General features: G+C 58.6%; 14 protein-coding genes. 5 read left to right on the forward strand and 9 right to left on the reverse strand.

The window, feature by feature from the left end; translation table 11 throughout:
• Positions 1-4: 4 nt before the first annotated feature.
• From UR504_RS00600 to UR504_RS00635, 8 genes are all read right to left on the reverse strand, one after another.
• Positions 5-292, reverse strand: a complete 288-nt coding sequence (locus tag UR504_RS00600; protein ID WP_302235529.1) for a VF530 family protein — start codon at positions 290-292, stop codon at positions 5-7.
• Positions 293-386: 94 nt separating this feature from the next.
• Positions 387-2561: a glycoside hydrolase family 2 protein gene (locus UR504_RS00605; protein ID WP_320739139.1), complete on the reverse strand. Its 2175-nt coding sequence runs from the start codon at positions 2559-2561 to the stop codon at positions 387-389.
• A complete protein-coding gene (locus tag UR504_RS00610) occupies positions 2558-5224 on the reverse strand; it encodes a response regulator (protein WP_320739141.1) in 2667 nt (888 codons plus the stop codon). Before UR504_RS00610 ends, UR504_RS00605 begins: the two co-directional genes overlap by 4 nt.
• 10 nt (positions 5225-5234) lie before the next feature.
• Positions 5235-5660, reverse strand: coding sequence for a globin (locus UR504_RS00615; RefSeq protein WP_008501676.1), 426 nt, complete (start codon positions 5658-5660; stop codon positions 5235-5237).
• A complete protein-coding gene (locus tag UR504_RS00620; RefSeq protein ID WP_320739143.1) occupies positions 5657-7051 on the reverse strand; it encodes a DUF3131 domain-containing protein in 1395 nt (464 codons plus the stop codon). The genes UR504_RS00615 and UR504_RS00620 overlap by 4 nt, the downstream gene beginning before the upstream one ends.
• Positions 7036-8583 (reverse strand): DUF3131 domain-containing protein, encoded by a 1548-nt coding sequence (locus UR504_RS00625; protein WP_127730957.1) that lies wholly within the window; start codon positions 8581-8583, stop codon positions 7036-7038. The genes UR504_RS00620 and UR504_RS00625 overlap by 16 nt, the downstream gene beginning before the upstream one ends.
• The gene (locus UR504_RS00630) at positions 8580-9899 is read right to left on the reverse strand and encodes a DUF3131 domain-containing protein (protein ID WP_320739144.1); all 1320 of its coding nucleotides are present in this window, start codon (positions 9897-9899) and stop codon (positions 8580-8582) included. Before UR504_RS00630 ends, UR504_RS00625 begins: the two co-directional genes overlap by 4 nt.
• Positions 9896-11713 (reverse strand): glycosyltransferase, encoded by a 1818-nt coding sequence (locus UR504_RS00635; protein WP_302235534.1) that lies wholly within the window; start codon positions 11711-11713, stop codon positions 9896-9898. The genes UR504_RS00630 and UR504_RS00635 overlap by 4 nt, the downstream gene beginning before the upstream one ends.
• 280 nt (positions 11714-11993) lie before the next feature.
• Between UR504_RS00635 and opgC the strand changes: the two genes are divergently transcribed.
• The 5 genes from opgC to UR504_RS00660 are packed head-to-tail and all read left to right on the forward strand — an operon-like array spanning position 11994 to position 16100.
• Complete coding sequence (gene opgC / locus UR504_RS00640) at positions 11994-13211, forward strand: OpgC domain-containing protein (RefSeq protein WP_302235535.1); 1218 nt, start codon at positions 11994-11996, stop codon at positions 13209-13211.
• A gap of 11 nt (positions 13212-13222) precedes the next feature.
• Complete coding sequence (locus tag UR504_RS00645; protein ID WP_115876070.1) at positions 13223-14122, forward strand: hypothetical protein; 900 nt, start codon at positions 13223-13225, stop codon at positions 14120-14122.
• A 9-nt stretch (positions 14123-14131) separates the two neighbouring features.
• Positions 14132-15346, forward strand: coding sequence for a PP2C family protein-serine/threonine phosphatase (locus UR504_RS00650; protein WP_302235536.1), 1215 nt, complete (start codon positions 14132-14134; stop codon positions 15344-15346).
• Positions 15336-15674: an STAS domain-containing protein gene (locus UR504_RS00655; protein ID WP_023292380.1), complete on the forward strand. Its 339-nt coding sequence runs from the start codon at positions 15336-15338 to the stop codon at positions 15672-15674. The genes UR504_RS00650 and UR504_RS00655 overlap by 11 nt, the downstream gene beginning before the upstream one ends.
• Entirely contained in the window at positions 15675-16100 is a 426-nt protein-coding gene (locus tag UR504_RS00660) for an ATP-binding protein (RefSeq protein WP_115875096.1), read from the forward strand.
• A 25-nt stretch (positions 16101-16125) separates the two neighbouring features.
• On the opposite strand, the gene UR504_RS00665 is transcribed toward UR504_RS00660, so the two are convergent.
• Complete coding sequence (locus tag UR504_RS00665) at positions 16126-17616, reverse strand: UbiD family decarboxylase (protein ID WP_302235537.1); 1491 nt, start codon at positions 17614-17616, stop codon at positions 16126-16128.
• Between the last annotated feature and the right edge of the window lie 55 nt (positions 17617-17671).

The raw sequence follows: 17671 nt of genomic DNA on the forward strand, positions 1-17671 counted from the left end.
CGTATTAGCTCTTGATAATCCTGCTGTTGGCCCAGGGATTAAATGCGGGCGCCGCCTGCTCTGTATTTCCCTCATCATCGAGAGAGTCCAGATACAGGGCTTCAACCTCCGCGCGCGCCCACGGGGTACGGCGCAGAAATTTCAGGCTCGATTTAACGCTGGGGTCTTTTCTGAAACAGTTAATTTTGATTCGGTCGCCCAATTCGCTCCAGCCATATTTCGCCACCAGGTCGTTGACCATCATCTCCAGCGTTACGCCATGCAAAGGATCTTTGGAAATATGTGCAGTCATAGGCGTCCGGATGTCTCGATTTTTAGGTGATTGGGATAAACGCTGAAAGGGTACAAGAAAGCAGGGGAAGCGGCAATTTTCCTTTTCCCCTCGCTCATCTTATAACGGATTCCGTGCGCTGATTTTCACCGATAATTTTTCCCGCGCTGTTTTCAATCGTAAACCGAATCGACACGTCGTCCTGGCCCTCGGGCGTGGCCGTAAGCGTTTTAACCATCGCTCCCGAATCTGCTGCGATCGTCATCGTCGTCGTGCCTTTTGCCAGCACCTTGTCGCGCTGCGTGATGCGCCAGCTCAGGCGGCATTCGCGGCACGGTTTCCAGGTGTCGTTGATGGCCCACAGACGCACGCTCCCCGCCGCCCCGGATTGCCACTGCGCCGTCACCGGTTCAATGGACGGCAAAACAGGCTGGTAGGCGCGTTTTAAGGCATAAAACCCGGCTTTAGGCTTACGCAGGTAGTCCACCACGCCCCAGTTGATGGAGGGCCAGGTTTCTACAAACATGAAGTGGAACAGGGCCGTCACCGGCTGGTAGCGTTGTCGACGGTAGCTCTCTGCCGCCGTGGCCACCAGCTGAGACTGGTACGCCTGAGTATTGCGGATCATCGCCTGAATGTTCTTCCCGCGCAGAATACCGGCAAACTTAAAGGTCTGGAAGGGCTGAAAATTATGGTATTTCCAGACGGTCCAGCCGGGATCGTCAGCGGCGGTCGTTTTGGGCCAGAGCGACGCCGGCGGGATGATGGTTTTTAGCGTCGATAAGCGGGGAAGCGCCTGCGCGCCGAACTCGGTGATGATCCCCGTTTTGGCCGGAGCAAGCAGGTCGCGTACGGTACCAAAGTACCAGCCCGCCCAGTAATGCTCCTCAACGGCGGAGAAGCGGTGCACGATGCGCGAGGTATCTTCGGCAAGCGTATCCGCCACCTTTTGCGTGAGCTCGCGATTCAGATCTTTATTCCAGTCCGGGAAGCGTTTTTCCATCCACGGCGAATTCCACGGCGGTTCGTTATGCCCGCCCCAGACGATAATGGCGGGAGAATTACCGAACTGTTCGATCATCTCCCGCGTCTGTCGAACCGCATTTTCCGTGAAAGCCGCACTGTTGTTGTAGCCCCACTGCAGCGGAACATCCTGCCAGATCATCATCCCCATCTCATCGGCCACGTCATACAGCGCGCGCCCGGCAACGTGTCCGTGCACGCGTATGGCATTGGCGTTCATGGCTTCCACCAGACGAAGATCGCGACGGTATTTTTCTCGCGTCATGGTGCTGAGCCAGGGGGAGCCGATGTAATTGCTGCCCTTAATGAAAAGGCGTTTGTCGTTAATGAGCCAGCCCTTATTGTCGGGCTGCTCGACGATCTTGCGCAGCCCGGTGCGGGTGACCGCCGTATCCATCAGGCCGTTTTCATCCCGCAATGCCACGCGAATGGTATACAGGTGGGGTTTTCCGGTACCGACGGGCCACCACAGTTTTGCCTTCGGCATAGGCAGCGTCACCTGCACGGAATGGGCGCCGCTTTCGAGGGTAACCGGAAAGTCAGCCTGGAAGCGCTTGCCGCTGAAATTGGCGGGCGTGGCGGTGAGACGCACGGTCGCCGGGCCCTGGCCGAGCGCGCGATAGCGAATATCTGCTTTCAGCGCGGGGTGCGTCAGCCCCTGTGACCAGTCTGGTCGCAGGATGGTCTCATCCAGGGTAGCGCCCCGGCTAAGATGCAGCCTCACCGGTGCCCAGATGCCGCCCGAGTTGGCGTCCTGTCCTTGCGGCGACCAGGCCCCGCCGGGACGCGTGTCATGCTGGTTAAGGATCCCTTTCATGAGCGTTTTATGCAGCGGCCAGACCTTATTGGGATCTTCGTAAGGGCTGTCCACCCTGACCACCAGTCGGTTGTGACGTTGTAACGCCTGGCTGGCATCCAGCGAAAAGCGCTGAAAATAGCCCTCATGTTGGCCGAGCGGCTGGCCGTTCAGGGTGACCTCGGCCAGGTAATCGACGCCGTCAAAAACCAGGGTGCTCATTACGTCGGGCGGCTGCACGGGCAGGGAAAAGGCGTGCTTGTACCACAGCGCGCCCTGATGATCGTATCCGGCGCTGTACCAGTTGGCGGGGACCTGAAGCGGGCGCCAGCCTGATGCAGCAGGATGCGCACTATTATTGGCGTCCTGAACCTGCCATTCTCCGGCCAGAGACCAGCTGACCGGCGTAGAGTTCGCCACCGTATGGGTGGTCAACAGGGCAAAGAGCAGCGCGCAGTTGCGAGCAATCATGCGTTTACCCCGCGCGCGTTGAGCCACGCCATCAGGCGCAGCGATTCCTTCTGAAGCTGCTGGTTTAGCGTCGCAAGCTGTTGCCCCTCCAGCGTGTGCGCCTCGCTCTCCAGCACCTGTAGCTGCTGTGCGAGCGTGCTGAAGTCCAGGGTGACGGCTTCTCCTCGCAGCTTGTGGGCCGCGCGGCGCAGCGCTTCACGATCGTCGCTGTCGATAGCCAGGGTGATGGTCTTCATGGCCTCCTCCAGCCCTTCGCCAAACAGGGCCAGCAGCTCCTGAACCAGAGCAGGGTCGTCAGCACACTGCTTCAGCAGGCGTGCTTCATCCGGGAAGTCGGAAGGGGCATCGTGGCGCGGAAGCACGCGAGCAATCTCTTCAGCGAGACGCTCCTGGCTGATGGGTTTGGCAATGTAGCCGTCGAAACCCATCTGAAGACAGCGCTCTTTATCCCCCTGCATGGCGTGTGCCGTCATGGCGACGGTGGGCTGAGCCGGTCCGGGCCGGGCGCGTTCTTCTTCGCGCAGCAGGCGAATGGCGGTTTCACCGTCCATCTCAGGCATCTGAAGATCGATCAGCAAAACGTCCCACACGCCCGCGCGCCAGCGTTCCAGCAGCGCGACGCCATTATCGACGATCTGACAGGTGTGGCCGAGCCGCTCGAGCAGGCGCGCGGCGACCTTCTGGTTGACCAGATTATCTTCCGCAAGCAGGACCCTGAGCCCGGCTGTGTCCGGCGCGACGGTGGGCGCGGGCGCGCTTTCACTCACCGTCTTCGGCGCACGTTCAAACGCCGCGGCAATCGCCTGATGCAATTCATTCTGGGCGATAGGTTTATGCAGGTAGTTCTGGATACCGATCCGCTTCAGCATATTGATATCAAAATGTCGGCTCATGGAGCTCAGCATGATGATGTGGCTCTCAGCAACCTGCGGCAGCACCGAAAGTTCGAGAGCCAGCGACACGCCGTCCATATCCGGCATCTGCGCGTCCAGCAGGATCAGGGGCCATGCCGTTCCGGTTTTAACCCGGTTGATGGCCTCGCTGGCGTTATTAACGCAGGTGGGTTTCAGCCCCATCTGGCTAAGCATGGCGGCCAATAGCCGCAGGTTGGTCGCGTTATCATCAACCACCAGCACGGGCTCCCCGTTAAAGCGATGGCTATGCCGGCGTTCCTCCGGGCCAGGCGCCTGGGCCGCAAGCGGCAGCGCGAAGGAAAATTCGCTGCCTTTTCCCGGCTCGCTGGACACCGTTAATTCGCCGCCCATCGCTGCGACCAGTCGCGCAGAGATGGTTAGCCCGAGCCCCGTACCGCCATAGCGGCGCGTGGTTGAGTTATCCGCCTGGCTGAAGGCTTCAAAAATGGCTTTCTGCTTATCTGAAGGTATGCCAATGCCGCTGTCGCGCACGCGAAAACGCCAGCGTTCCGCGCTATCGCCGGGTTCAACAATGAGGATCACTTCTCCCTGATGGGTAAACTTCAGCGCGTTGCCCAGCAGATTGGTCAGGACCTGGCGCAGCCGCGCGCCGTCGACCAGCAGCACGTCGGGGACGTCGGGCGCAATATCAACCAGCAGCTCGATGCCTTTTTCGCTCGCCCCCGGCATGTGCGGGCGAATAAGTGACTGAATAAAGGGCCGGACCGGGACGGGCTCCGCCTCCAGCTCCACTTTGCCGGCTTCGATTCGGGAAAAGTCGAGAATATCGTTGATGATGTGCAGCAAAGACTGGGCAGAACTCATCACCAGCGTCAGGTAATCGCGCTGATCGGCGCTGAGCGCCGTATCCAGGCACAGTTGGGTCATGCCAATAATGCCGTTCATTGGCGTGCGAATTTCATGGCTCATATTCGCCAGGAACGCGCTTTTTGCCTCGTTGGCTTTTTGTGCCTCAATGGCCGAGGCGAACGCCTGAATTTCAGCCTCCTTGCGGCGCGTAATATCCTGCAGCGTGCCAATCACGCGCTCGGCGTTTCCCTCAATAGAGAGCGTGACCACCTGGCCGGAGAGCAGCATCCAGCGCAGTCCTTCGGTAGGGTGATGCACGCGAATTTCACATTCAAAGACCGGGCGATGATCCTGCTTCGAAGCCTGTAGAGCCTTGCGCAGCGCTGCGCGATCGTCCTCGTGAACCTGGTTAAGTAAAAAACGCACCGGATATCGCCACTGGGTGCGCGACTGGCCCAGCATGGCAAGCAGGGTATCGTTGACCTGGAGCGTGTCGCCGGAAACCTGCCAGTCCCAGATCCCGATATGGATGGATTCCGCCGTCAGCAGAAAATCGTCATGCAGCTGGTGCCGCGCCCGCTGCGCTTCATCCAGCTCGGTAATATCGCTGTGCAGGCTGACAATGCCGCCGTCCGCAAGGCGCTGGTGCTGGACGAAGATGCGCCGCTGGCCCGCCTGCCGCACTTCGCAGTGTTTATCCTGCCGACAGTTGCGCACGATCGACTCGCGCAGCGTCTGACGCAGGCCAGGGTCGACGTTGTAAACGGCGTCGATAAAGCGTTCCGCCAGCGACTCCAGCGTTGTGCCCGCCTTCAGCCACGGGGTGATGACCGGATAAAACAGGGCCACGTTGTGATTCCAGGCCTGCAGGCGTTCCTCGCGGTCATAAATCATGACGGCCGCCGGCAGCGCGTTAAGATCGTTCGTGAATGCGCTCATCGTGATCCTCCTACGCGCGGTAGTGCAGTTCTGCCTGTCGGCGCAGGTATTCCAGCCCGGGCGCGATCGCCATGGCCCAGGCCGTCAGGATCTCATCGTCGCACTGCGGATCGCGCAGGCTCACCGTGTTCAACATCGCTTCGCGCCACAGGGCGAAAAAACGCGGGGGGAGGTGGAGACCGTCGTCGCTTTGCTCCCGCGCCAGGCGCTCGAGAAAATCAGGCACGATTAACGCGCCGTCTACCGCAAGCATGGCGAAGAAACTCTTAAACAGAGTCTGCTGACCCTCGCTATCCGGCAGGCGAGAAAAATGCTGCTCCGTCTCGGGCGACATATGAACGAAGGCGTCATAGAACGTCTGGAAAAACGCCGTTTTATCATTATCCGGAAAGACGCGGTTCAGGCTGGATTCAAACAGATCGCGGTAAAATTTCACGGCGTCCTCCTTACGGCGTTTTCGCCCGGTAGACAGTGCCCGACGGGCGTATAGTCATCTGCCACACGGCGCGTAAAGTAGCTCTCTTTTTTGGCCCGGCGGGCGTCAAACAGGGGGCCCGCGTTGTGTTTGAAGAACAGGGCTTCCAGCACCGTGGCATTGGTGGAAAGGGTGAGCGCAGCGTTAGTATCGCCCGTGGCTTCCTGGCGGCCTTCGTACCAGCCTTTCTGCGGATCGTTAAGGTGTTTTGTGACCGTCATCAGCACGTCGGTGTACGGAGTGTCCCACAGGGCCCACAGGGCAAAGACCGCTTTGGTCGACACCTGCGCGAAACGGGTGTAGTCCCGACCATCGTCACCGACAGAGTTCCAGGCATAGCCGTTTCCCCAAACCGTATCCTGGATATGCCAGGGCGCCTGAGAGAGCGAGAAATCTGCCCTGGCCGTCAGGATCTTATCGGTCTCCCAGCGGCTCTTCTGGCTCAGCCAGACGTTTTCGGCCTGCTTGCGCAGGTGCTTTTGCCGATCGGCCGCAACGCCTTCGGGTTCCCAGCCAAACTCCAGGCCCGGCAGCATATAGGGAAGGGTGGCGATCAGGGAGGGCTGCCAGGTGGTGCGCGGATCCCGGGCATCGACGGCCAGACGCCGCTGGGCGATGATGACGTGGTGCGCCGGGGGCGTAAACGCTTTCTCCGGGGAAAACCCCCACAGCTGAAACGCCGTTGCGGCATATTCGCTCTCGCCCAGGCGCAGCTCCTCGCGCACCACCGGCTGGCCGTTTTGCAGGGAAGATGACCACAGTTCGCCTTCGCTGTCGATGACCGGACAGAAATTCCAGCGCAGGATGATTTTATCCAGGTATTCGCTGTACTGCGGTTCCCGCTCTGCGGTGAGGCGCAGGGCGAGCATCAGACGCGCCATATCGCGTGCGGACCAGCCATTTTTAACGGGCTTGCCGCTAAAGTCGATCGGCGTCGCCGTCTGGCTGGAATAGAGTCGACCCGGCGTCCGGGCCTCGGTCAGCATCAGGCGGTTGAGGGTGCCCATCAGCCGCGTCAGGCGAGCGTCATATTCGGCGTCGTCAATCAGCCCTAGCTCTTTTGCCGCCAGCAGGGCGATAAGCGTGTCGCCCATTTGCCAGAGCGTGACGCGGGGCTGTTTGTCGCTCCCGTTGACCAGCCCCGTTTGCGGCTGGGTATTATTGACGAAATAGCGCCAGGCGATCGCCGCCCACGTCCGCTCTTCCGGCGTCAGGGCGGCAATACGCGCGCTGGAGTGCCACCCGCCGTTGATGAGCCAGCGCCAGCCTGCTCCCTGATGTCCAAACAGCGCAAAGACGATCGCGCCTGCGAGGAGTAATCCCGCGAGCCCTCTGGCTATGGTTTTAAGCATTGCGCAGTCACCGGAGGCAGTTTAACGGGCTCGTCCACGCTGCATGACGCGCACTGACAGGCCTGGCAGGCGGGTTTGGTGCGTTGCGTGACGCCGGTCCGGTCGCACCAGCTTTTTACGGCTGGTGTGCTGGTCAGGAACGGACGGCTGCGCAGCGCGTTGTTCTCTTCAAACTGATCGAGCAGCTTTTGATCCCACAGGGACGGGGCAAAATCCTTGCTCTTCGGATTGTCGGTGTTGAAGGCCAGCAGTTTTCCCTCTTTTTTGAACAACAGTGCCTCCAGCATGATGCCGTTGTTGTTCGCGGTGAACTCTTTGATCGGGCCGTCACCGTTTTCATACAGCCCTTCGTAGTAGCCTTTTCCCTCTTCGTTGGCATTCTCAATGGTATTCAGCAGGCGGTCGGTATAAGGTGAGTTCCACAGCACCCACATGCCCAGCGCCGCCTTCAGCGAAATCGCGGCAGCGTTAGGGACGAACTGTCCCTTATCGGTAATGGTGTTCCAGTTGTACCCGTCGCTGAAGACGGTGTCATAGACGAAGTAAGGGGCCTTATCGAGCTGGTGCTCGGAGCGCGCGGTGAGGACGCCGGTAATGGTATAGCGGTTCTCCTGAGCCTGATAAACGCGGTCGGCAAAGTTTTTCATCCACGTCAGGGAGTAGTCGCGCGGGGCGTTATCCCGGTCGGTCGGTTTGTCAAAGCCGAACTCCAGCCCGTAGAGCAGGTAGGATTCCGTCACCACGTAGTTATGCTGCGACGTGTTGCGCGGGTCGCGCGTATCGTACGGGACCAGCACGCAGTAGATCTCGGCCAGCTCGTAAGGCTGCGGACGGCTGGCTTTGCAGGTATTAAACCCCCACAGCTGGAAACCGGCCGCGCCGTACTCTTCATAGCCCAGTCGACCTTCCTGAACGTACTTCGGCTGGCCGTTCTCCAGATAGGCCCCGTACAGCGTGCCGCAGGGGTCGATCGCGTGGCTGAAATCCCAGCCGAGCACCACGTTATCAATGCTGTTGCCGTATTCCGGATAACGCTCTTTGATGATTTTCAGCCAGACCAGCATTCGCCCGATATCCAGCGCCGAGAAGCCAATTTCGCCGGGCTTGTTGGTGTAGTCCACCTTCTGGCCGCTGATGGTGTTATAGGCCTTGTTGGGCAGCTCGTTGCGGAACAGTACCAGGGTGTTTAACGTGGCGAGAAACTTCAGCATCCGGCGGTCAAATTCCGCTTTATCAACGATCCCGAGTTCGCGCGCCGCCGTCAGGGCGGCCAGATAGGAGGCGCTGTCCCACATGGTGGTGGAGGGATATTTGTTGACCGCATTCACCAGGCCCGTCGTGGGCTGATAGTTGGTGACGAAATACTGCCAGGCGTTTTTCGCGATGGTCATCTCCCGGGCGGTCAGCTCGCCGCTGCGCGGGGAGTAACCTGATGCAGGGAGCTCGGTATCCGCACGCACGGTCGATAGCGCCAGCCAGCAGATCGTTATTCCCGTGAGCAGGTGGAAAAGGATCGGGGATCGTGGCTTCATGGCGTTGCTCCTGCTGAGGGGGAAGTGTAGAGGCAGGCCAGACAGAGCATCTGGCCATGCGCGATGTAAGACAGACTTTCCAGCACAATGGCATTGGTATCGGCGTCTACGACGGCATTGACGCTGTTGTTGAGATTTATCCCGCGCTGCCAGCCTTTACCCGGCACCTGAAGGGCCAGAACCTGCTGGCGCAGCGCTTCGCTCCAGCTGTTGCGGAAAAGGGCATACCAGGCAAACGCGGTGCGGGTGGAGGTAATCGCCACTTTCTCCGGCACCTCGTCGCGCAGGTTACGCGCCTGTACCGGCTGCCTGTCCGGCAGATCGTTAACGTAATCCGGCGCCGGTTCGGCATAATCCGTGCTGATCGGCGGTTTTGGCGCGCGCAGGCCGTGGCGCCGCTGCTGGATCTGCATAATTCGCCACGCAATTTCAGCGCTCTGCGCGTCAAAGCCCAGCTCAAGACCGGTTAACAGGTAGGGGAGACTGATCAGCGAAGTTTGCTTGCCCCAGGGCGTACGTAGCCCTTCATCGGGCACCATTACGCCATCCAGATCGATCATCTTTTGCCCTTCTGGCGGGTTGGTCACCGCGAGTCCTGCCGCGCTGTCAATCAGGCGCAGCGTATGGCTGGCATAGAGACGGTAGCCAAAGCTGTCCCGCTGTTCATCATCGGTCAGCGTCCAGTGATGGAGCGGCACGGCTGCCTGACTTTGAGCGCTATTTTCAATCAGAGCGCCGGTGTTCCAGAGGCTAAACAGATCGTGGATAGCCGCCGCGTGCTGGGGATAGCGCCACAGCAGGGTCTGTAATGCCGTCAGCAGCCGGCTCAGACCGATTGCGGAGGCGTCAGGCTTGCCCAGGATCTTGAGCGTGTCCGCATGGTAATAGGCGGCGGGGAGACCTTTGTCATTGAGCGGCAGTTGCCCCAGCGTGAACACGGCGGTGCTGACCCTCTCGTCAAACTCATCGGCGGAAATAATGTTGAGCTGCTCTGCGGCAGCGGTCGCAAAGAGGTAGCTTCCCACGCTCCAGAGGCTCAGCCAGGGTTCACCGTCGCTGGCGTTCGCCAGCCCGTTTGGCTGAGTATTATTCACGTAGTATTGCCAGGCGACCCGCGCCCAGATGGCTTCGTCATAGGTCAGCGCCCGTTTTGTGGGCAGCGGCGGAAAGTCTTTACTGAGCGCGATGCCGCCGCTGCTTTCCACGCGCGTGGGCATCTGTTTCTCCACCCAGACCACAATGGCAAAGCCGATCAGGAAGCCGAGCAAAATGGTGAGGTAGCTGCGCGCGGGCAGCAGGGCATCACGTATCCTCATTGGGTGACCTCGTCCTCTTCAGCGGGCGTCCACATGGCCGCGAAAATCAGCGGCAGCATGGCGGCGATGTTCACCCCTCCCCAGAAAATATTGATGACGTAGCCGGAGGGATCGTCCACCTGTCCACGCGCCACCTGGATACCGCCCCAGATAAGCCCTGCGAGGGTCAGTACCACGATGGCAATCTGCGGCTTCACCAGGTAGAGAAAACGGCCCGTCTGCCGCTCTTTTGGCGTGACGTGAAATTTGATCTGCTCGCCCCGCAGCACCGTATTGAGCGCGCGCAGGTTCATGGAAAAGAAGGAGAGGTATGAGGCCCTGCCGTCCCAGGCCGAGATCCCCCAGGTGCCGAACATAAAGGCCAGCTCGGAGAAAATAAAAAACGGCAGAAAATGCAGATAGAACGGCGTCGACCAGGCGGACACCGGCGGAATGCCGGTGAACAGATACATAATCGGTGAAATCAAAAACACCGTGTTCCATACGCAGGCCATGTATGACCAGAAGGTGGTGGCATACATCAGCGTCTGGGGCAGAGAGAGCCTGAAGCGGCGACGGCTGAAGATGTTGTCATGAAACAAAATATCCAGCGAGCCGGCGGCGTACTTAAAGCGCTGGATCATCCAGGTGAGCATATCCTGCGGAGAGAGCATCTTCGACTCAACCCGCGGATGCATAACCGAGCGCCAGCGTCGTGCGGCGTCACCGTGCAGCAGCACCGAGGTGTAAATATCTTCCGAGACGTGGAATTTGTAGGGGGTAAGCTCGGTGTCAAACGCCACGTGCGGACGCATTGCATTCTGCAGCGCGTCCCGGGTCTCCTCATCGCGAATATCGCGCGTGTGACGATGGATCTCCTCTTCGACGGACCAGACGTAGCTTCTCAGCGCGGCCTGCATGACCGCCTCGCGACGGTGAATGGACGCCGCGCCACAGCAGAAAGCCGCGTTCGCCCAGTTGCGCCGCCGCAGGATCACGTCATAGAACATGCGCGGATCGTTAAAAAACGGGTCGCGGCCTATCGTGACCGGGCCAATACACTTTTGAATCAGCCAGCCCAGACCGTAGCCCACTTTTCCGGCTTTTCGCTGGCCCCAGCGCGACAGGTTTTCTCCTTCCGGAAGATCGAAGAACCACTGCGGCGTCTGTACCCAGGCCACGTCCGGATCGCGAAAATAGCCCAGCGTATGGCTGAGCAGGGTGGGAAATACGCGGGTATCGGCGTCGCAGATAACAATAAAATCGCCGTCGGTTTGCTCAAGCCCGTTGCGCAGGTTGCCGGCCTTAAAGCCGATGTTGGTCTGGCGAGTGATATAGTTAACGCCTTCCTCTTCGCAAACGGCTTTCATCTCCGGGCGGCGGCCGTCATCAAGCACGTGGATGCGGTAGTCAATCGGGAACGGGTACGCCATCTTCAGGGCATCGCGAATGGACAGCCTGACCAGCTCGGTGTCTTCCGAGTAGGTGGCAATGAACAGATCCACCTTTACGGGACGGGGCTCAACGGCCTCCTCAGGCGACAGACATTCGTTAATTTCGCCGGGCGGCGGACTTTGAGGAGGATCCTGTTCTTTCCACAAATTGATGGTAAACAGCACGGTGCCAATCCACGCCAGGGTTTCGGCGAGGACCAGCGGAATGGCATACCATAATGCGTCAGTATTCAGGGAGGCGGTCCAGCGCCAGTAAATATAATTGGCACCCAGAATAAGCGCCGCGACCGCCAACACCTGCCAGGTCATCATTACCCAGCGCGGTGTTGTTAACGGTTCCGGAGGACGACGATGTTCAAAACGGGAAAAATAAAAATCCATAGTTCCGGCGTTCCTGATTCCGTGAAAATGCAGACCCATTCTGCTGCGCAGACAGTTGCCCAAAAGCGAAAGAAAATAGCGATTAAACAAGATTTAAGATAAGTGTAGAACGCCGAATAAAAGTGTCCAGCCACGTTTTTATTAATATTTAGCGGTGGTTAATTCAGCTTAAATTCTGCTTAATATCTTTCATCTGCTGACGATAAATTGCGGTTACTATTCCTTTAGGCTATCTACTTTATTTAGACCTTAATTTTCGTTTTCAGGCAAAGGACACCCTATGAGCCATGTTGCGCCGTCGGTTGCGCAAGAAGATGACGCTAAATCAACAGCATGGAGGTATGCCGTTGCAGGTGCCAGGGACCTGAGAATCGACTTTATGCGCGGCATTGCCCTCGTCATGATGGTCGTGGCGCATACGGAGGTGATGTCGGTATTCAATATATTCTCCTGGGAGCGTTTTGGGTTAACAACCGGTGCAGAAGGTTTTGTTATTCTCTCGGGGTTTATGCTGGGCATGCTGAACCGCGCGCGTTTGCAAAAAGTGGTTTTGCTCACGGTTTCCTGGGGGCTTTATCTCAGAGCGTGGAAAATATATCGTGTAAATATCATTATCATAGTGTCCTTTATTCTCCTGGCCTATATCCCGCATATTAACGTTTTCGAGGTCACCCATTTTACCGACCGTTTTTCGGGTGAAAGCTGGTCGCTTTATCCTGTTACGCCGCAAATTAAAGAGACCTGGTTCAACATTATCCTCTATTTGCAGATCGGCCCTCATCAGACGCAAATTCTGGGGCTGTATATCTTTTTGCTGCTACTCAGCCCGCTATTTTTGGGGATGCTGCAGAAAGGAAAGGTCTGGTGGCTGCTGGGGCTGTCGCTGCTGGTGTACGGCCTGTGGCAGCGCTGGCCGCTTCGGCTGACGCCGTCGGAATTTGAATTTGCCTTCCCGCTGCTCGCCTGGCAGTTCATCTTTGTGCTGGGCATGGCCAGCGGCTGGTATAAAGCCGAACTGCTCTCTTTCGCCCGGACGCCGCCGGGGAAAGGGGTGGTAGTGGCGCTGGTCATGGTGTCGCTGGTGCTGGGATTTGTCGCCCAGAACCATACCAACCCGTTTATGCCGCCCGCGCTGCTGATGCACGTCATCCCGCCTGACAGCTTCAATTCGTTTTATCACACCTGGGCGGCGAAGAACGGGCTGGGCCCGGTGAGGGTGTTAAACGATATCGCCCTGATGGTCACCGTCTACCTGGTGCTGACGTATGGCTGGACGCCGCTCAATCGCCTGCTGGGATGGTTCCTGATCCCGCTCGGCCAGCACTCGCTTTATACCTTTATTTTGCATGTGTACGTGGTGCTGCTGGTGAGCCAGTTCATCACCTTCGACTTATGGCGTCATGCCTGGATAGAGAACACGTTAGTGCATGCGGCGGCACTGGGTATTTTGTGGCTGATGGCAAAATACGACGTCGGCGCACGCTGGATACCTAACTAAGGATGGCGGTTATGCGCGAAAAATGGCTTCTGGCGGGCGTGCTGCTCGCCGCGATACCCGCCGCGGAGGCGGCGCAAAGCAGTGAAAATGAATCCCTGCGCGATAAGAACGGTGAACCCGTTCAGGCAGGCGTATTTACCAGCCGCTGGGGGCGCCTGTTCTCGGGTAACGACAAGAAATTCTCAGGTGCGCTGAGCTTTAGCTCGGGACTGAAAGAGCAGTGGATGAGCATTCCGAACAGTTCAGACACCGCCACGGAAAAGAAAAAGTTTAACCAGACGCTAAATCTCAGCCTTCAGTATTCCCCCTACAGCTTCTGGTTTGCCAACATTACGTCCCGACTGCCGGTCAGAGACACCAGCCGCTACACCGCCGATTTTCGCTACAGCTTCGGCTACGATGACTGGCACGCCAACACCGTCAGTCTGGTTTACAGCAACTACGGCGATAACCATTTCTGGACGTCGGGCAGCCGGAGACACACCTATTTCGAACAGGGCGCCTTCACGCTGGCCTATAAGTTTTCGCTACCGAAACCGGTTGAAAACACGCTCCTGATTAATAAAGGGGATTCCATCATTTGCCAGGTCGGGTACAGCTGGGTGCCGCGCTACTACGATCTCAGCAGCGATGACATTCGCAAAAATAAAAACGTCATGCTCGGCGGCTGCGGCTACACCTTCAAACAACATTTCTTCGTTCGCGCGACGGCATTCTGGTTCCCGGACAGCAGCCAGCAGCAGCCCTGGAACGGCGATTACAGCTACAGCTTCGGTTATGCCGGCTATACGCCGGGTTCGTTCTCCATCCAGTACGCGAACTATGCGGGGACGCGCTATCCGGGGCACGGAAACGGGAATGCAAAATTCAGAGAAGGGACCGTGAGCCTCATCTGGTTCTTACCGCTATAGGAGGGATACATGTCGGCGCTGCACGTGTTAATCGTTGAAGATTCGCTGATTTATCGTCGGTTACTCTCCAGAATGCTCACCCAGTGGGGGTATATCGTGAGCGAGGCGGAAAACGGCGTCGCCGCGCTGGAAATACTGTCCAGCCAGCCGATCAGCATGGTGATAAGCGACTGGGACATGCCGGAAATGGACGGGCTCACGCTGTGTCAGACCATACGCAACCGTCAGTTTGGCCACTATGTGTATATCATTCTTTTGACGGCCCGCGAGAATGCAGGGGATTTAACGCTGGGCTTTGATGCCGGGGCGGACGACTTTTTAAGCAAGCCGGTCGAGCAGGATGAACTGCGGGCGCGGCTCCACGCCGGGGGCCGTATTTTGACCCTGGAGGCGACCCTCGCGGCGCACAACAAGCGCCTGAGTGAAGCGTTGCATCAGATTGAACAGGATCTTGAACTCGCGGCGCGCGTTCAGCACTCGGTGCTGCCTTCGCACCGCTTACGTTTTGGGAACTACTTTTCCGACTGGCTTTTCATGCCGTCAGCCTGGGTCTCGGGGGATGTGTTCAATATTTTTCCGCTGGATTCTCACGTTGGGTTCTATTGCGTGGATGTGTCCGGTCACGGCGTGGGGGCCGCGATGATGTCCCTCGCGGTGGCGCGTCAGTTCTTACATGGCCGGGTGGTAGACCGTTTTTTGTTTACCGATCGGGGCGGCATTCAGTCGCCTGCGGAGGTGATCAGGATCCTGAACAGCCGCTTTTGCAGTGAAGAGAGCGACATTACCAGCTATTTCACCATTATCTACGGGGTGATCGACCCCGAGAGCGGACGAGGGGTGTTGTGTCAGGCCGGGCATCCTACTCCCGTCATTGTGAACGCAGACAGCGCCGTCACGTCCGTGGGCAACGGCGGCCCGCCGGTCGGGCTGATGCCTGACCTCAGCTGGGAGGACGTCGCGTTTACCCTCAATTCGGGGGATCGCTTATGCTTATTCAGTGACGGTATTACGGAGTGTGAGAACGTCAGCGGCGAGCAGTTTGGCCCGCAGCGTCTCGAACGCTGGCTTCATGACCATGCCCGACTTCCGGTTGACCAGCTCCTGCCGCGGTTCGGTGACCACCTGACCGGCTGGCGCAACGCAAATCGTGATGAACCGACCGCCTTAACCGATGACGTTTCACTGCTCGTGATCGAGCGTCAGGGAGAACAAAATGATTATTAACACCGAACGACTACCGCACGCCAACATTCTCACGCCCGCGGTCCGGCGGCTGGATGCCTCCGTTGCCGCGACGTTTAAAGCTTCCGTGACGGAGGAAATTGGCGACGATCGCAAGGCCTTGATTGTCGACTTCAGCAAAGTGGATTTTATCGACAGCAGCGGGCTGGGAATGCTGGTGTCGTTGTTTAAGCTGATGAACGGGAAAGGCGACATGGCGCTGTGCTCCCTGAACCCCGGGATAATGAATATGTTCACCCTGACCCGCATGGATCGCATATTCCGTATCTATCCGGATAAAAGCAGCGCGCTTGCGCAGCTGGGGCAGTAGATGCAGACGCCGGTGCAGGCAGAATTTCCGGCGGTGCTCGGTTCCCTGACGCCGCTGGCCGGCTGGCTGGAAGAGCGGCTGAGGGCGCTTCCCGTAGATGACGAGTGGCGTTTCGCGCTCGATCTCGCCGTCTGTGAGGTGGCGACGAATATCATCCGCCACGCGCTGCATGAGGATGCCTCGCACGCATTCAGCGTACGGTTCGACATCCGCGACAGCGATGTCTGCATTGTTTTTACCGACGCGGGTGACGCGTTCCCGCTGGAGCGGCTTGAGGCCGCCAGGCGAGACCGTTTTTGTGAAATCTCGCCGCTGCTGGAGAGCGGCAGGGGGCTGATGCTCATTTTGCTGAGCGTCGATCGTTTCACTGTGGAACGCGTGACGGGTGAAAACATCGCCACGCTTGAAAAGAAAATTAGCGTATGACCCGCGGGCCATACGCGTGGTGTTTTTATTTCGCGTTGCCAGCAAACAGCTCCGGCGCCCACGGACGCGGATCCACCTCCATAAACGGCGCGCGCTCGAAGCGGTCCTTCAGCGCCCACGGCACCGTGCAGTCGAAGATCGTCTTGCAGGAAATGCCGTTACCGCGAATCGAGGTGCTGTAATCCGGCGACTGGGACGGATCCAGCTGGTGGCCGCGGATCCCCGGAATATTAGTGATGCTGACATCGCCCTGCATGCGGGTGGTCATCGCCCACAGGATGTCGTCGCTGTCGAAAATATCCACGTCTTCGTCGACAATAATAATGTTTTTCAGCTCCGAATAGGTGGCTAAGGCGATGAGCGCCGCCTGGCCCTGGCGTCCTTCGTCTGACGGCTGGCGTTTTTTCACCTGCAATATCCCGAGGAACTTGCCGCCGCCCGCGGTATGCGCATAGACGTTCTGCAGGAAGCCCGGAATCGCCTCTTCAACGGCATTACGGATGCTGGCCTCGGTCGGCAATCCGGCCAGCGTGGTATGTTCTTCCCCAGGTCCCACCAGCGTCTGCAGGATCGCGTGGTTTCGCATGGTCACGGCTTTCACTTTGATCACCGGCAGGGAGGGATTCGCCTCGCCGCAGTAGCCCGGGAACTCCGGCATCGCGTGGCCGGTGTTGGTGTGCTGATCCTCTCTCACGCGCACGCCCGGAAGCAGTTCGCCTTCGATGATGATTTCCGCCCGCGCGATGGCTTTCTCTTTGACCGCCACGCCCTGCACCAGCTCGACCGGCTGCTGGCGCAGCGCTCCGGCGACGCCCAGCTCGTTGTAGCCAAACGGCGTGGTAGGGGCCTCAAAGCACGCGCCGATATAGATGGCGGGATCGAGCCCCATGTTGATCGTCACCGGCAGCGGTTTTTCGGCATCCTCAGCCTTTTTGCGGAACACTTCGATGTGGCGCCCGGCGGCAAGGAACATGGAAAGCTCGTCGCGCTCCTGGACGCAGAGCCGGTGAATGGTGACATCCGTCAGCGAGCTGTCTTCCGGATCGCTTGCCAGCACCAGTCCCAGACAGAAGAACGGACCCGCATCAATCGGCGTGTTGGTCGGGGCCGGAAGCAGCTTGCGCAGATCGAAGTCAGGATCGTCAGCGTAGAAGACCTGTTCCTGACAGGGAGCCTGCGCGGCCGGAACGACAACCGGCGCGACCGGCTTTTTCACCGCCTGGCCGACGTGTTTTGCCAGTTCAGAAGGCTCGCAGCCTAACAGCAGCGCCGCGCGCTCGCGGCTGGCATGCATGCCCACCAGGATGCGGGAGTGCGGATAGCCCTTAATGCTGTTGAACATCATGGCCGGGCCCGTGCGGGTTGGGCGTTTGACCGTGCCGCCTGCGCCGATATGGCGATAGACGCCCGCCAGTTCGGCGTTGGGGTCGACCGGACGATCGGTTTCAATATACTGCCCGTCGTGGCGCTGCAGTAAGGCGATGGCGCTGCGGAGATCGTTAATCTTGTTTTCCATATTTTCCTCCCTCGGTTGAATCCCTCCATTTTATGGCAATGACCAATAGCATCAA

Source organism: Enterobacter sp. 241F3, assembly GCF_034106785.1.
Taxonomy (GTDB): Bacteria; Pseudomonadota; Gammaproteobacteria; order Enterobacterales; family Enterobacteriaceae; genus Enterobacter; species Enterobacter vonholyi.

Bases quoted from the DNA above. Each gene is read 5' to 3' on its own strand.
- UR504_RS00655 (WP_023292380.1), top strand. From the start codon at position 15,336: ATGATTATTAACACCGAACGACTACCGCACGCCAACATTCTCACGCCC.
- opgC (WP_302235535.1), top strand. From the start codon at position 11,994: ATGAGCCATGTTGCGCCGTCGGTTGCGCAAGAAGATGACGCTAAATCA.
- UR504_RS00620 (WP_320739143.1), bottom strand. From the start codon at position 7,051: ATGCTTAAAACCATAGCCAGAGGGCTCGCGGGATTACTCCTCGCAGGC.
- UR504_RS00605 (WP_320739139.1), bottom strand. From the start codon at position 2,561: ATGATTGCTCGCAACTGCGCGCTGCTCTTTGCCCTGTTGACCACCCAT.
- UR504_RS00625 (WP_127730957.1), bottom strand. From the start codon at position 8,583: ATGAAGCCACGATCCCCGATCCTTTTCCACCTGCTCACGGGAATAACG.
- UR504_RS00600 (WP_302235529.1), bottom strand. From the start codon at position 292: ATGACTGCACATATTTCCAAAGATCCTTTGCATGGCGTAACGCTGGAG.
- UR504_RS00665 (WP_302235537.1), bottom strand. From the start codon at position 17,616: ATGGAAAACAAGATTAACGATCTCCGCAGCGCCATCGCCTTACTGCAG.
- UR504_RS00650 (WP_302235536.1), top strand. From the start codon at position 14,132: ATGTCGGCGCTGCACGTGTTAATCGTTGAAGATTCGCTGATTTATCGT.
- UR504_RS00635 (WP_302235534.1), bottom strand. From the start codon at position 11,713: ATGGATTTTTATTTTTCCCGTTTTGAACATCGTCGTCCTCCGGAACCG.
- UR504_RS00630 (WP_320739144.1), bottom strand. From the start codon at position 9,899: ATGAGGATACGTGATGCCCTGCTGCCCGCGCGCAGCTACCTCACCATT.
- UR504_RS00660 (WP_115875096.1), top strand. From the start codon at position 15,675: ATGCAGACGCCGGTGCAGGCAGAATTTCCGGCGGTGCTCGGTTCCCTG.
- UR504_RS00645 (WP_115876070.1), top strand. From the start codon at position 13,223: ATGCGCGAAAAATGGCTTCTGGCGGGCGTGCTGCTCGCCGCGATACCC.
- UR504_RS00610 (WP_320739141.1), bottom strand. From the start codon at position 5,224: ATGAGCGCATTCACGAACGATCTTAACGCGCTGCCGGCGGCCGTCATG.